This is a genomic window from Gimesia sp., from assembly GCF_040219335.1.
In the GTDB taxonomy this organism is placed as follows: Bacteria; Planctomycetota; Planctomycetia; order Planctomycetales; family Planctomycetaceae; genus Gimesia.
This window is the reverse complement of record NZ_JAVJSQ010000015.1, coordinates 148689-163499: the sequence shown is the minus strand read 5'-3', so window position 1 is coordinate 163499 and position 14811 is coordinate 148689. Positions and strand designations below refer to the sequence as shown.

16 protein-coding genes are annotated in these 14811 nt (G+C 45.4%); 6 read left to right on the top strand and 10 right to left on the bottom strand.

All coding sequences use genetic code 11. From position 1 onward, the window contains the following. Nucleotides 1-311 precede the first annotated feature (311 nt). From RID21_RS13405 to RID21_RS13390, 4 genes are all read left to right on the top strand, one after another. Nucleotides 312-3932 (top strand): AAA domain-containing protein, encoded by a 3621-nt coding sequence (locus RID21_RS13405; RefSeq protein WP_350189604.1) that lies wholly within the window; start codon nt 312-314, stop codon nt 3930-3932. 96 nt (nt 3933-4028) lie between these two features. After that, on the top strand, nt 4029-4655 hold the full coding sequence (locus RID21_RS13400) for a thermonuclease family protein (protein WP_350189602.1): 627 nt from the start codon (nt 4029-4031) through the stop codon (nt 4653-4655). Between the two features lie 4 nt (nt 4656-4659). Then, entirely contained in the window at nt 4660-5130 is a 471-nt protein-coding gene (locus RID21_RS13395) for an alpha/beta fold hydrolase (RefSeq protein ID WP_350189600.1), read from the top strand. Beyond that, entirely contained in the window at nt 5127-5738 is a 612-nt protein-coding gene (locus RID21_RS13390) for a hypothetical protein (protein WP_350189598.1), read from the top strand. The genes RID21_RS13395 and RID21_RS13390 overlap by 4 nt, the downstream gene beginning before the upstream one ends. Nucleotides 5739-6229: 491 nt before the next feature. On the opposite strand, the gene RID21_RS13385 is transcribed toward RID21_RS13390, so the two are convergent. From RID21_RS13385 to RID21_RS13355, 7 genes are all read right to left on the bottom strand, one after another. Next, nucleotides 6230-6427 carry a cold-shock protein gene (locus RID21_RS13385; protein ID WP_291167771.1) on the bottom strand — a complete coding sequence of 66 codons (198 nt, stop codon included), beginning with the start codon at nt 6425-6427 and terminating at the stop codon, nt 6230-6232. Between the two features lie 633 nt (nt 6428-7060). Next, the gene (locus RID21_RS13380) at nt 7061-7765 is read right to left on the bottom strand and encodes an ABC transporter ATP-binding protein (protein WP_350189596.1); all 705 of its coding nucleotides are present in this window, start codon (nt 7763-7765) and stop codon (nt 7061-7063) included. Next, nucleotides 7762-8973: an ABC transporter permease gene (locus RID21_RS13375; RefSeq protein ID WP_350189594.1), complete on the bottom strand. Its 1212-nt coding sequence runs from the start codon at nt 8971-8973 to the stop codon at nt 7762-7764. Before RID21_RS13375 ends, RID21_RS13380 begins: the two co-directional genes overlap by 4 nt. Beyond that, nucleotides 8970-10142: an efflux RND transporter periplasmic adaptor subunit gene (locus RID21_RS13370; RefSeq protein ID WP_350189592.1), complete on the bottom strand. Its 1173-nt coding sequence runs from the start codon at nt 10140-10142 to the stop codon at nt 8970-8972. Before RID21_RS13370 ends, RID21_RS13375 begins: the two co-directional genes overlap by 4 nt. Continuing rightward, entirely contained in the window at nt 10139-10417 is a 279-nt protein-coding gene (locus RID21_RS13365) for a cupin domain-containing protein (protein WP_350189590.1), read from the bottom strand. Before RID21_RS13365 ends, RID21_RS13370 begins: the two co-directional genes overlap by 4 nt. A 74-nt stretch (nt 10418-10491) precedes the next feature. Beyond that, a complete protein-coding gene (locus RID21_RS13360; protein ID WP_350189588.1) occupies nt 10492-10737 on the bottom strand; it encodes a hypothetical protein in 246 nt (81 codons plus the stop codon). A gap of 22 nt (nt 10738-10759) precedes the next feature. Continuing rightward, a complete protein-coding gene (locus RID21_RS13355; protein ID WP_350189586.1) occupies nt 10760-11185 on the bottom strand; it encodes a heavy metal-responsive transcriptional regulator in 426 nt (141 codons plus the stop codon). A 188-nt stretch (nt 11186-11373) separates the two neighbouring features. Here RID21_RS13355 and RID21_RS13350 point away from each other — a divergent pair, with 188 nt between their 5' ends. Continuing rightward, on the top strand, nt 11374-11682 hold the full coding sequence (locus tag RID21_RS13350; RefSeq protein WP_350189584.1) for a hypothetical protein: 309 nt from the start codon (nt 11374-11376) through the stop codon (nt 11680-11682). 120 nt (nt 11683-11802) lie between these two features. On the opposite strand, the gene RID21_RS13345 is transcribed toward RID21_RS13350, so the two are convergent. Together RID21_RS13345 and RID21_RS30710 are read right to left on the bottom strand one after the other, a co-directional pair. Beyond that, nucleotides 11803-12168 (bottom strand): DUF6933 domain-containing protein, encoded by a 366-nt coding sequence (locus tag RID21_RS13345; protein WP_502892614.1) that lies wholly within the window; start codon nt 12166-12168, stop codon nt 11803-11805. Further along, the gene (locus RID21_RS30710) at nt 12159-12329 is read right to left on the bottom strand and encodes a DUF6933 domain-containing protein (RefSeq protein WP_502892613.1); all 171 of its coding nucleotides are present in this window, start codon (nt 12327-12329) and stop codon (nt 12159-12161) included. Before RID21_RS30710 ends, RID21_RS13345 begins: the two co-directional genes overlap by 10 nt. 126 nt (nt 12330-12455) lie before the next feature. On the opposite strand from RID21_RS30710, the gene RID21_RS13340 reads away from it, so the two are divergent. Next, nucleotides 12456-13259, top strand: coding sequence for a hypothetical protein (locus RID21_RS13340; protein ID WP_350189580.1), 804 nt, complete (start codon nt 12456-12458; stop codon nt 13257-13259). Nucleotides 13260-13324: 65 nt separating this feature from the next. Here the strand turns inward: RID21_RS13340 and RID21_RS13335 are convergent, their stop codons facing one another. After that, nucleotides 13325-14179, bottom strand: coding sequence for a hypothetical protein (locus tag RID21_RS13335; RefSeq protein WP_350189578.1), 855 nt, complete (start codon nt 14177-14179; stop codon nt 13325-13327). Nucleotides 14180-14811: the final 632 nt, after the last annotated feature.

Sequence of the window (14811 nt, the reverse complement as noted above, 5' to 3'; positions counted from 1 at the left end):
TTTACCGTTGCCGTTCGCCTTTATTTGCTTAGCTATTTATACGAAAGTAGATTGTGAAATTTAGTTACAAAATTAGAACTGAGAACTCTTGGGGTTTCAAATTTTCAATCCGAGGTCGAGAGCCGTAAAATTTAACGGCCAATTTTAATTGGACATAGCAGAGTGCTCTATGGTTGTATTTTCTAAGATAAATTACCGATAGATTTTCTCCCCAGAGTACCAAAACATGCAAATATGTTCAACAATTGGACCTGCGTCGATTTAGACGGTTTGAAAGGGTATTCGCAAAGTTTTAGTTTGAAGGTAAACCTGTGGAAGAAATAGAGGAAATTGACGAAGAATCACAGTTCACACAAGCCAGTTTTCCCATTGAACTAAATTTACCTGCTGCTGTCGACCAGCTCCTCGATGATGCAAGCAGAGCAATTCGCAGGGAATTTAGAGATTCAGCAAAGTGGAAAAGGTTAAGATGCCGTAGTGTCGATGTTGTCACCGAATCTGAATCAGGAACAGTTTTCGAATTGGAAATTGGTCACTCTGTCGAATTTGACTGGACTTGGGAGGGGGCTGTCGCATTTCGCCCTTTGCTACTTCGTGAATTTGAAGACGATCAATCCACCTTGTTTGATAATGGCTCACTCGATCCCGACATTGACGATTCCATTCTCTGGTCTGGGGAAGTTTTAGAAGTCGATGAAACAACTGGCAGAATTTTCATTGTTGTTTCTGATCCTGAGCATCCTCCGAGACGTGGCTCTTTTTACGTAAGACCTTTCGAGTTCCTAGCGTTTTTGGATTCTGTCTACAATGAACCTGCATTTGTGTCACTGAGGCGTCAATTATCACCAAGATTGGCTGCTTCTGCTGGTAATATCCATCCAGATGTATCCAATCCAGCAAATTTTGGGTTAGACGAACTTCGGTCATGGTGGCAAAAATCATGGAGTATTCTCTGGGGGCCTCCCGGAACAGGCAAAACTTATACTACTGGTCAGCAGGTTGCTCAGGTTCTGGAAGATCGATCAGAGCGTATTCTGGTCGTATCTACTACAAATAAAGCGACGGACGCAGTCGCACAATCTATTGGTCGAGCAGCACGTCAGGCAGGAATTGATTTGGAAGAGGGTGAATTACTTCGAATTGGAAAGGGAGCATCTTTTAAACAATACGAAGCAGAGACTCTCACTGATTTATTGCGTGGTACAGAAACTGAATACCTTGAAGAAATAGAAAACCTAGCAATTGAACTTGCCAGAACTGAGTCCCCTGAAAACAAAGCTTTGATTCGCAAACAGATCAAAGAAATCCGAGAAGAAATGCTGGACGCTGCTCAGAGAAACTTTCTAGATGCAGATGTAAGAGTCGTTGTTGGTACCGCATTTAAGGCTACTACATTTCTAAATCGTGATGAGGTTAAGGAAGATTTAGAGCGGGGATATTCTCCATTCACAACGATATTCATCGATGAAGCAGGATTGTTATCAAGAGTTACAGTAGCTGCACTTTCATTACTAGCCAGCCGCCGAGTTGTATTGGTAGGTGATTCGAAACAGCTTGCTCCAATCAGTCGGATCAGTCGAATTCTTGAACCAGCTCAAGGAAACTGGTTAGCACAGAGTGGATTAAGCCATCTTGATCATATTGATAATAAGATCGATGGAGTTCATGTTCTTCAAGAGCAAAGGAGGATGCATCCTGATGTCTGTGATGTTGTCTCGAATTTTCAATATGACGGATTTTTGAAGACTGCTGATGATGTTGCCAATAGAGATTATGTATTACCAGATCTTTTAAAAGATCAGCCCAGAGCGATTTGGTATGTTCTGGATGATGATATCGATGATATACCATCAATTCGAGCAGAAAGAGGACCGGGAAATCGAAGTTGGATTAGGACAGCAACTCCTAAACTCTTAAAAAAACTATTTGCTGATCCGACATTGCAATCTGCAAATGGGCTTTATATCTCACCGTTCAAAGCTCAGGCAAAAAAGATCCATTCCTTTTTCGCAAAGAATGAACTTACATCGTGGCTGGCATCGACCGTCCATAGTCAGCAGGGATCTGAGGCAGATATTGTTATTTTTGATTCTGTAAATGCTGGCAGTTATGGCTGGGGATACAACGAATGGAAGCGATTAGTCAATGTCGCCCTAAGTCGTTCACGTGAGTCAATCATTCTATTATCCAGTCGTGCAGAAATGGATGAGCCATATCTGAGACCACTATTAAAGAAACTTTCACCACGTATACTCAAAAAGAATGGCTCAAAATTATCTTGGGAAGAAGTACCAGCGAAAACCGACTTTAAATTAGATGCTACTCAAGTATCAGATAACTCATTATCGCTTGGCAATCAATTATCAAAACGCAAAGAGCTTCGACCAGTATTGTCTCAGGAACAAGAACGCCTGTGTGGACTTGGACTTGATGGAAAACCACGTCTAGTTCGTGGTGTGGCAGGTAGTGGAAAGACGGTTGTACTTGCCCACTGGTTGATGCAAACAGTTCAGTCTTTAGTCGATAAACCAAATGTGCGTATATGGGCAGTTTTTGCGAACCGGTCACTGCAGTCTTTAATCGGAAGCTCAATTGAATCGGCGTGGGACAAGGCAACAGAAGGGAAGTCTTTTCCTTGGGACCGAGTTGAATTACACCACATCAAAGAAATTTTAGAAGGCATGCTGCCTGATGTTGGATTAAGAATCAATAGCTTTCAGTTTGAGTATGACCAAGCTGCTGAAGCCTATCTTAAACGAAAAGACATTGATGAGATTACACCACGCTGCGATGCTTTATTCATTGATGAAGCCCAAGACATGGGACCAAACACGTTAAAACTACTTTCAGCGATTGTGAAGCGATCCGATGAAAATGATGAAAACAGTAGATCCATAAATATTTTTTATGACAACGCACAGAATATTTATGGTAGATCTACTCCGAAATGGTCCGATTTTGGATTAGACATGCGTGGACGCTCCACTGTAATGAAGGAAAGCTTTCGTAGCACACGTCCGATTACCGAATTCGCTCTAAATGTCTTGTACAGCCTGCAACCACCAGAGACAAACCCGGATCACAAAGAACTCCTTTCACGTGGGCTTATAGAACGTTCCTCTCGTTGCGGAAATGAGTGGTGGAATGTCAGATTTAATCAGGTAGATGGTCCTAAACCCGAATTTCGCAGATTTGCCAGTCTTGATCAGGAATTTGACGCAATTGGAAAGTACTGCCGGGAACTAATTGTAGATCAAGGAGTACAGCCATCAGATATTTGCCTGATCTATAACGGCAATAATATCCCGAACTGGCTCAAGAAGAAGACGATGCCACATCTTGAGGGGTTAGGGGTTGAGTTATCAGTTCAAAAGAATAAACCGTTTGAACGAAGTAACAATATGCTGTTGGCAACCACATCACATTCCTTCAAAGGCTACGACTCTGAGATTGTGATTGTACCCGGTGTGGATCAATACAAGGCTAAGGACAAGGGGGTACTTGCTAATAATCTTTATGTTGCGATGACGAGGGCAAGATCTGTTCTGACGCTATTTTCGCAATCGATGAAGGATCAAGATGCAAAACGATTATACGAAGTCCTTGAGGATTGTCTGGCAAATCTAGAAGAGTCTCCTGATGTGGATTCTCAAATTAGTCCACAGGATGATTTCGTAGAGCTACTTGATTGTATTGGCTCTGAGCATCGTAAATGGTTAAGTGGAATCTGGAATAATTATGGGATCAGGCAGGAACCATTGAGTACTAAAAATGGTGAAATCATCGCCGACCCGCTCTTTCGTTTTAAAGTCGATGGTCAGAATTACGCCTGTTTCGGGAAAGATCTTCCAAGGAAACGAATTATACGAAAGCTAGAAGACTTTAAAATAATAGTTGTGCAACCGGGTGAAGAGATCGCAGCCGACATTTAAAGCGATGTAACAGTGGGATACATAAAAAAACGTGGCAAGGGTAATTGTGCACCTCGACCCCATCCTCTTTCGAGCCACCTTATAAGAAAAAACGGTATGCGTTACATCACAGTCATAGTGACTCTGCTCATCTTTGGGATTGTCTTTGCGGCTCCACCGAAGGTTGTTGATACGCTCACTGGAAAAGTGATTGGAGTTACTGATGGGGACACCGTCAAGGTGCTGGTCAACCGCCAGACAGTCAAAGTTCGATTGGAGGGCATTGACGCACCTGAATCGAGCCAGAGCTTTGAGACCAAATCCAAGCAGGCATTGTCCAAGATGGTGTTCGGAAAAACTGTGACGGTCAAGAAGACAGGAGAGGATCGCTACGGTCGCACACTCGGAATCATAATTGTGGGCAAAGTAGACGCCAATGCCAAGATGATTGAAGATGGCTGGGCATGGCATTACAAAAAATATAATGATGAGAAACGTCTGGCTAAATTAGAACTGTCAGCACGTAAGGCAAAGCGTGGTCTGTGGGCTGATTCGAATCCACTTGCTCCGTGGGATTATCGAGCCAGAAAGAATAGACCAAACAATACACCAGCTACAATGTTCTGGTTGAACACCTCTTCCAACGTGCGGCACAACGAAAAATGTGAGTATTTCAAGAACACCAAACGTGGTCGGATTTGTGGACCGAATGATGGAAAGGCATGTGGAAGGTGTGGCGGGTAGTTGAATGAAAATCCTTTTTCTACACGGGTGGCGTAGCATTGTTGGTGGTGTCAAACCAACCCATCTGAAACAAGCTGGTTACGAGGTGTTGAATCCAGCACTCGATGATGATGATTTTGAACAGGCCGTTCACACCGCTCAAGCTGAATACGACAAGCACGAACCAGATGTGATAGTCGGTTCTTCACGTGGCGGTGCAGTCGCTATGAATATAGACAGTGGAGATACACCTCTCGTCTTACTTTGCCCTGCATGGAAGAACTGGGGAACTGCCAAGAGGCTCAAGCCGAACTCGGTAATTTTACATTCACACCAAGACGACGTGATCCCATTCGCCGATTCCGAGGAACTGGTTGCCAACAGCGACCTTCCAACTGAGACGCTCTGTGAGATCGGACATGATCATCGACTTGCTGATCCAGAATCGCTCAAGGTGATGTTGGAGGCGTGTGAGCAGCTGGGAGCCACGAAATGAATGAGCAGGACTACAACAACGTGCTCGACCTGATGAGGAAACCGTTCCCATGTGTTGCCGAAGCTATGGAAGAGCGATTTAGGCAGACTGCTTCATTTGGTGACAAATATTCACCGTATTCGTTTGCGGTCGCATCCACCAAATTACAGCCGAAAGTGTACGACCTGCTTCGAGCAACTGACTGGTTCTTAGCTGCTGTACCTGATAATTATTTTGGCGAAGGAATGCTTAGAGCCTCTGTTATGCGGAAGGAATTTGTGCCAAGACCGCAGCTGTGTTTTCATTCGACTCCAGCCAAAAATCAAAAAAGCGTTGAGAAACATGGTCTTCTGCCGGAAATCAGTGTTGATGGAGAAGGGCGATCCAAAATGTTTGCTGACTCCCCCTACTACATTTATGCCTCGCTTTCTGAACAAGAAGCACGAGGGTGGTGTGAGCGATTCAAGGAAGAAGAGTTCCTGATTTATCCAGTTCACTCTGGAGTTGCAGGAATCAACCTGTTCATTGACCCGTGCAGCGTCGATACAGATAGACAGATTGTGTCTGGCTACATTCTCGATACCATTCGTGTACTTCCTGATTTTTTGGGAGAAGCGATCTCAGCTTGAAACTCACGATTTTACCATGACATCTCGCCAACCCTCAGGAAACCGAACGAAGACTGCACCATCGCTGTCTTCGGTGACGTGTACCGCTTTATTTAAGTGGATCACGGAGAACTTGTACTGCTTGAGTAACAGCAGAAGATCGTCGTTGAACGTTGGATCGGACACACATTTCGATGTGGTCAGTCTCGCACAATAGGCTTTTCCGGCAAGTTGTTTTTCCACAGCACCGAAGTACCCTCTTGTGATCGAATCTCCAACTAACAGAACTCGTGGAAGGTTGTCCTTATCAGCGTCTGTGACCCAAATGTCAATCCACTCAATTCATTCACGAATCGGTTCAGCAGCAGGCAGGGAATGGCACAGTGCTAACAGCGTCAGCAGAACGCAGAAATGATTCACGGGTAATTTCCTTCAAAGAAAAGGTATTGATTACGATAAAAGAAGCCGACGAAATTCGTCGGCTTCTTGGTTTTCTTAATCGTTTTCAGTGTTTAGACCGGCTTGACGTTCTCCGCCATCGGCCCCTTCTGCCCACGTCCTTCCGTGAACGAAACTCGTTGTCCTTCATAGAGATCATCGTAGCTTACCCCTTCGACGTTCGACGAGTGGAAGAATAGGTCCTTGCCACTCCCCGTGTCGATAAAGCCAAAACCTTTGTCCGTCAGTCTCTTAATTGTACCTTCTGCCATCTTCAGTCCGATTCATAAAAAAAGTCTTTGTGGAGCGTCTGACACAACGGGTTCAGTCTGCTCAACCACAGAAAATTAGTCTATACAGAAATATGGACAAAACCAAGGAAACGGCTACCACGGCCGGGAATTGATCAATGTCTTCGGTATAAACCATTCTAATACCGAGGCTTGCATATTTCACATCTTAAGTAACAACTCAAGTATCAGTCCCGAATGCTAATTGCTTTCCGTTCCCGGCTGGTTTGTAAGACAATATAATGGTCGAAGTTCAATTTCTGTCATCAACCCTCGAAACTTTAAATGGTCCTTCGTGAATGAACAAATCGAAATGACATCTAAAGAAATCCAGCAAATAGCACATCAATTGGAACAATTATGTCGGAATGTTGAACCAGTATTTCGTGATAAGAAGTAATGAAAATGCCTCGTGATATCATCACCTGTCAGTAAGACATACAACCTGATTTAGTTCAGTGAGTCTCATATGTCAAAGAAGAAATCCACAGCAAGCATAAATACCAATGGCAACCCAAAATACCAACCGATGCCAGATCCCTCACCTAAAGAATTCTAGGTACTTAAATTAGATATAGCAGAGAATGGTTTGCAATAGTCTGATCCTTGATCCGCTTACTTTGGTGAGGATAATCGACCATCTTCCATTTCATACTGTGTATCAAACACATCCAATGAACGATGATCGTGTGTTACAACAATTACTCCGGCCTGCTGGTCATGAGCGACTTGGGCGAAGAGTTCCATCACTTGCCGTCCACGGTGACTATCAAGAGCAGCGGTCGGTTCATCGGCAAGGATTACGCTGGGGCGATTCGCCAGTGCCCGTGCGACGGCGACTCGCTGCTGTTGCCCGCCTGACAGCATTGAAGGAAGGTTTTTCGCCCGGTCAGCAACACCGAGATAGTCTAGCAGTTCCATCGAGCGTTTGGCCGCAACACGTCGTGATTCCCCGTTGAGTTCCATCGCAATCTGCACATTTTCAGCAGCAGATAGAAAAGGAATGAGATTCGACTTCTGAAAAATAAATCCGATATGCTGTCGCCTAAATGTTCTCAGGTTCGTTTTTGCCTCTGCTCCGTCGAGGACCAGTTGCCCCCGAATGATGACTCGTCCTGATGTGGGTGGATTGATGAGTCCAACAGCCGTGAGGAATGTTGATTTCCCTGACCCGCTGGGACCAAGCAGAGCCACAACCTCACCCTGTCGAACTTTCATCGTAGCGTCTTTCATTGCCACAACTTCCGTATTGCCGCTGCCGTAGACCTTCGTCAACAGTTCGGTTTCGATGGCAAATGAAGTGTCCTGATTTATGATCATGACAGAGCCTCATTGGGAGAGACTCGCATTGCTTTCCAGATCCCCAGAATACTCGAAGCGATTGAAATCCCCAGTACGATAACGGCAAGCTGTAATACATCTTCGTTGGTGATGATGACTCGACGAGGAAAGAGTGGAAAGACTCTTTGGCCCAGTAGATAGGCAATTCCGAAGCCAATTCCGCCGAGCAATAATGCCTGTTGCAGAATCAGTCCAAGAATGACTCTATTGGGTGCTCCGATCAGTTTGAGTAGGGCAATCGAGTGAATCTTGTCGAGCGTCAGCGTGTACAAGATCAGTGCCATGATGATCGCAGCGATGATCGTCAAAAGGACTCGAAATAAGCCAATCTGCCGTTTGATCTTTTCAACAGAACCCCGTAATAGCAGTTCCCGCTGACCATCCTGTGTGTACACAGAGACATCACTCCATCCCCCAATGATTTGCTCGACTTCTTTAGCGTTGCCCCCCGGGCTGAGGGTGACCATCACTGCACTCAATTGAGGACGGGCCACGGCGGGAAGTTCTCCTGTTGGTCGTCCAGCATTGTCGAGCAAAGCCGGTTGTTTCATGGCGGCTTCAAACTCTTCGCCACGTGATTCACGGGACGCACGTTCGAGGCGAACCGCTTCGCCGGGAATGTCAAACTGAATTGCCTGAGCATCCTGTACGGTCACAAAAGCAATTCCATCGCCATTTGAACTGATGAGATTCTTCGTGGTGCCGACGACATGATACGTTTCTTTCCCGAGTTCGATCTGGCTGCCAACTGGAAGTCTCAGAGATTCATCAGCGATCATCTCGAAGTGATTCTGAGTAAGATGCCTTCCTGCCGTGAGTGGCAACCACTCTCCTTTGTCCATGGGCCAACTCAGTCCCATGACGGCAATTCGCAACGGCTTACCTGCTCGCTCCCGCTGAATCGTATGGTACACAAATTCACGGGCTGATCGGACGCCGGGAACCGACTGCACTCGATGGACAAGATTTGGCGGCACACGGGAGATCTCAGCAAACGGTCCTCTGGTACTCCGCTGAACAACCCACAGATCCGCCCCCACCCGGTCGATCAGCAATGTGGCATCTTCAATCACGCCTCGGTATATGCCCCCCATCCCCATGACGATCATGAGCAGTAGTCCAATACCTACTGTCGTTAAGGCGAAGCGACCGACATTGTGGCGAATGTCCTTGAGAGCAAGCATCATCGAACTTGGACCCTCCGCCCTTCGGTAAGCGTTGTCACGTCGGTCGGCACCAGCAAAACTACATCACGCTCCGTCAGCCCTGATTGCACTTCGACAACCTCTCGCCCACGCACACCGAGTGTCAACGCTTTCCAGCGGGCATTCCCGTTCTCATTTACAAAGACTCCTTCGATATTGTCACGACGATGGAGAGCGATCAACGGTATTGTTAAGGCATTATTTTGTCGGTGAGTTTCGATGTAGACTTCGGCCCGTTGGCCGATAGCCCAATTCTCAGGTAACTCGGAGACTTGAACATCCACGACGAGCTCCCGTGTCTCTCGATCCGCCTGTCTGCCAAGCCGAACCACGGTTCCGGGGAAGCTTTGCCCCGGTTGGGAGCGGAACACAATGCGTGCGGGCTGATCGACGCTCAGCTTCGACATCTCGGTTTCATCGACCCATGCGGAAATCCACAGGACATCTGTGGAAATTAGCGTCAAGACCGCACTGCCGGGAACAGCAATATCACCCGCCTCTCGCTGACGTTCGACAACTAGCCCAGCGAATGGAGCTTTGATCAGCGTGTCCGCCAGCCGTGCCCGGTGATATTCGAGTGTTTTCTCGGCGGCGAGCAGACTTTTCTGCCCCTCGGTAATGGCGGCTTCGGCCCGTGTCATATCCGCCGTCGCCACCGCCAGCGATTCAACGGCTCGATCCACATCATCCTGTGTCGTAACGTTCTTTACTTTGAGTGACTGCACACGATCATGATGCCTCTGTGACTGCTCTAGCACCGCAATCGTTCTTTTCTTGTCAGCCAAGAGCCTTCCGAGTGCGGCATTCGCCGCTTCCACGTTCGCTAAAGCAATCTCAACCTGTTGCTGGAGTTCTTCGTCGTCGAGTCGTACAAGTAACTGTCCTTGCTCAACCTTGTCTCCCTGATCCACGAGGACTTTACCGATCCGTCCGGCAATCTTCGGGCTGATCGTCGTGGAGACCCGTGCCTCAAGCGTTCCGGTTCCCATGACCTCCGACACAACAGTTTTGCGAGTAGGAGAGATGCCTTGAACGCCCATCGGTGCAAATTTTATCTGGTAGACGATACCGCCCACGATGATTGCTAGGCCGAGCCAGCGTCCCAGCTTCCATAACCAGCCAAGTTTCAAACCTGCTTTCTGTTCACTCATGAATTACCGCCCGCCGATGTCCGTAGTATGGTTAGCAGGAAGGAAGAATCTTTGACGGCTTCAACCTTGTGGGGTTCTTCTGCCGCCAGATAGAGCATGTCACCCGCCCGCAGCTTTTTTGGCTCTCCCATTGTTGTGAACGTCATGTCTCCTTCCAGACAATGCACGATAATCTCGCCGGGGGCTTTGTGTTCTGACAGGACTTTGCCTGCCGGAAGGATCATACGAATCATTTCGATGTGTGGTGTCTGGAAGAGTGTCTTGGTTCTGGACACCACCAATTGGTCCGCCAAAGGCCGTACATCAATTACTTCGCCCGGTTGTGCGTGGGGAATAGCCATAAATACCTCTACTTTTCTAGTTTGGTGATGAGAGATGGGCGGTTTGGATTCCGCCATTCTTGACTTTGTGAAGCTTCGACAGCACGTTTTGCTCTGGAAGTGATCTCGCCGCTACCAAAGAGTGTCTGGCCGTCCGTCATCTCGATCTTCTCAGGGATAGGTGGCATCTCCTGATAGATACGAGTGCCAATCCACTCAAGTACAAGAAATGGAAAGGCCACCACCGCTACGAACGTCATCCACAATTCTTTCATCTGTCACTCACTCTACGATTAGTTAATCACGAGCCTTCTTGTTTTTCCGAGGCTCATCAAGTCCCAGCCATAGTGGGCATTCATCTACGGCATCTCGACGTTCACACTGGTTTATGATTTTTTTCAGCGACCGCTTCATCTTCTGGAGCAATCGAATCTTGTCTTCGATGTTTGTGATTTTCTCTTCGGCTCGCTGTCGGACATGGACGCACTTCGTATTCACATCGAACCACAGTCCAAGAAGTTCTTTGATCTCAGCAAGTGTGAAACCAAGTTCCTTCGCATTGCGGATGAACTGCAAGCGAGACACCACTGACTCGTCATACTGGCGGAATCCCGAGGGACGACGATCCGGTTCTGCCAACAATCCTTGACGTTCGTAGAAGCGAATCGTTTCGATCCCAACATCTGACCGCTTCGCAACCTCACCGATTTTCAATGTACTCACAAGTGACTCTCCTTGTTTCAGCACCTATTATACACTCTATACCATACTACAGAGTCAAGTGTCGGAAGGCGATATTATTTACCGGAAGATCAGGATGTTCCCCAATAGTGTCTGGTATAATTAAGATCTCAATGGTAATTGTTGTTTCTGATCATTCCTGTTCCCAAGACTCATAAAAAGGGAGAACCATGCCAGATAAAAAACTCGAATTTGATCTGGAAGGAATCGACTACGACAAACTAAACACAGAAGCAGATTTCAAGAAAGAAGCCAAGAGACTTTTACCTGCTGCAATGAACATGGCTGGAAGCAAAGTAGCTGAGGCTTTCTGGAAGACGACTCACAAATCGCTTGGCTTAACAAATTCGCAAAAGAAGGATTTCATCAAAGAGGCAGAAATCGAATTTGCAAAAAGCCCCAAGGAGTGTGTGCGTGTTGAAAAAATGCTCATCGCCAAACTTAAAGAAGGTAAAAGAAAGCACCGTTCAAAAGAATAATTAGGCAATGCGTCGAAAAGCAATTCTAGACAAATTTGAAGCAGAGAATTTTAATGAACTTGCCATACAACTCACTGAACTGCAACTCAAGCAGTGCCAGTTTATCTCAGACAAAAACACTTACCCTGAAAAAACCGAATACGATTCCACCATCCTCTGAAACGCATCTTCTGGTCTGCCATATCCATCTGATTTTTTCTCGGCAATAGATGACAGCAAAAAGTCATTCAGCTTAAAGCCAACTTCATGCGGTGACATCTGACATTCAATCAGTAATCCCTGAGCACAATCCACCAACTGATTCATCGAGCTGGTCACAGATCGATTCAACGCTTTAGCAAACTGAACTTTTTCAAGTTCTGGAGAAATGAATGCCCTGTACGCCCATTGATTAGCGTCATCGGCTGTAAAATCCCTAATACAGTTCATCGCATTTTCAGCAAAACGTTTTGGATTTGTAACACCTTTAGCTGGCATCACACACACGAATAAAGTGATTTGGTATTACTTAGCAAAATGTACTGACGGCGATTTGCCGGGAAAATGTGGCACGACCAGTCAGCAAAAGGATTCTGATGTAAGGAAAGGGTTTCTGATGTGCCTGTTTTGATTTTCTGATTGAGCTTTTGTGAGAGGCGGAAGATCATCGGTGTTCTTTTTATAAATAGTTATTCGCATTTATATTCGTGCTAATATAATAAATCAGCCGTCTGGAGCAGGCACACGGACGGCCTTTTTTATGAACTGATCCAATTCGATTGATCCATCCAGCCATGTTCAAATTAGCTCACTGTGCCTCCATCATCTTATGCCTGCACTTTGCAGACTCTCTTGCATTCTGTGATGATTCCGATCTCCCCACCCAACTCCGCAAACTCCCCAGCGTCCATTCAGTCACTTCCACACCAACAAAATCCAAACCAAAGCAGATCATCATTCATCTGTTAAATTGGCATTTCGTTTCCAAGGAAGATTTTGCCGCCGATCTTTCTGATTCATCAGATAATGAATTTTCAGAAACTGAAATAAATAAGCGGTATCTTGAATTCCTCAATGATGTGGAAGCGGTTCAGAAAGAGCAGAGACAGATACTGCGATTCTTGATTAAGAAACACGAAGTTCGGTCTGTCTACATGGAAGGGTTGACAGAGAAGAATCTGAAAGCTTTCAACAGCTTCATAAAAACGCTTCGGGAGTTCGAAGTTCCAGAAGGTGATGGTGCGTTTGATCTGTTTTTGAAAGAGCAATACAGGCGGGACTGTATACAGATGGGAGCAGCGGCTCAGTTGCTGATCTCAAATGAAATTAAGACTGCCTTGCCTCTTGAGAACGCAGAGGCTTTTGAAGCAGCTAATCCTGTTGGAAAAGATGGTAAGGTTCGATTTGTTGAAGCCGCAGAAGAGAAGCGTGAAGATGGGATGGTTAAGAATTTATTGAAAGGGCAGGGGATCAAGGTGATTGTTATAGGTGGCGGGCATGACCTGTCAGATAATTTGAAGCGGATGAAGGTGGATTCGGTTCAGTATGTAAGGGTGAGTGGAAAGCAGTATGAGAGAATTGTGAACGACATGGATTAGTTTTGAGATCTAATTTTATCAAATTGGTAACAAGATTAATTGATTGTAGTTAATTTTGTAACTTTTTAACTTTCAAAAGTTATAAAATTTTCAGATGGAAATGAAGACTCTATTATCTGTCTGAGATCTGGCATTTCATTCCAAACTAAGTCTAACCAATGTTTTATTTGAATTCCTCGTGCATATCGCTCTGGCTCAAACCAAGAACTTTGAATACCAATGAGTTTTGCATTCGAAGGATTCCACATTTCTCTTTCAGTAAATCCTTGATCCCATATTCCTCCCCCACTAAATCCTTCTGGATGTTCTAAATCTAATTCTTCATTATTATCATGTCTGAATCCTTGCTCAGGATACTCGTAGAAAATGTCGATTTCCTGATCTGCGTCATGGCTAGTATTCGGAACATTCGGAAATTCCTGTGGTGTGTATGGAACAGATGAAAACCCCATAATTAATGTTTTCTGTGGATTGATTTCTGTGCCGTCGCCTTTGGCAAACTGTGTAGGAGCACCACAAAGAGTGATCGTTTTATTTGCCCTACCGCAGCCAGCGATTCTAACTTGTTCCAGCTTACAGCAAGACTTCTTGGGTAAGTAATCATGTAAACTTTCGGAATCTACCTCTAACAAACCTAGATCTAAGATGGGATGTCGTTTTATTGAAGTGAAGCCAATCATACCATCAGCTACATTTTCAGGTTCAGATGGTAGAATCCAAAGCCGTTTCTCAGGATTTTGCGGAATGTTATGTTTACAGGTCGCAATAAACATCCTGTTCTCTATCTGGACTAGAGTGCCACTGCTTAGTTCTTTGGGGCGGGCCTTTATATCAATCATTGCAACTGTGTAGGGAGAGACCGCCTTGAAAATACTTTCCGACGAAACAGATGCGATTTTGCGTTTTTGCGAATCGTCCATTTTAATGTGTTCCTTGAATGCCAAGTATTTATATTAAAGATGTGTATATTAAAAATATCAAAGCTGTTTTGTTTTTGCTGTAGAGTTATTTTGCTAATTACTTCCCAATCAAATTATATTCGAACATCAATTGAGTTTTGAACAAAACATGTACACTATGAATTTATTTCTACAATTTCAACCCGCCTGATTGCTCCGACAAAATTAGGACCTCAACAATTTCGTCGCAGTAAAGTGATCCCCGTCCACGATCCCCCCCACCATTCCATCTCTCCGACCACCTTCTTCTGTGGTCAGGTAGCGGATTTCAGCTTCGATCTCGTGGAATTTCATTGGTGAATTAAACCTTTTTTGGACGGCAAATAAGCTAGATTTCCAGAATTCTGGATTTCCAAGTATCTGATTTCTGGATCAGAAAACTGAACAAATTGCATTAAGTCTCATCAGGGCTGCACCTTCTGCCATTTGCAGCTCCAATTCTAATTATCTCATTCGCACTTTTTATCAATGCAAACGCACGATTTTGCAAATCTGAGGAAATGCTCTTCTGATTTGTGTAATTCGCTGTGAGTGTAATCTTCAGCTCGCCTGTGGGTTCTTATCTGAATGCTGGCTGGAGATAGATCAGATCG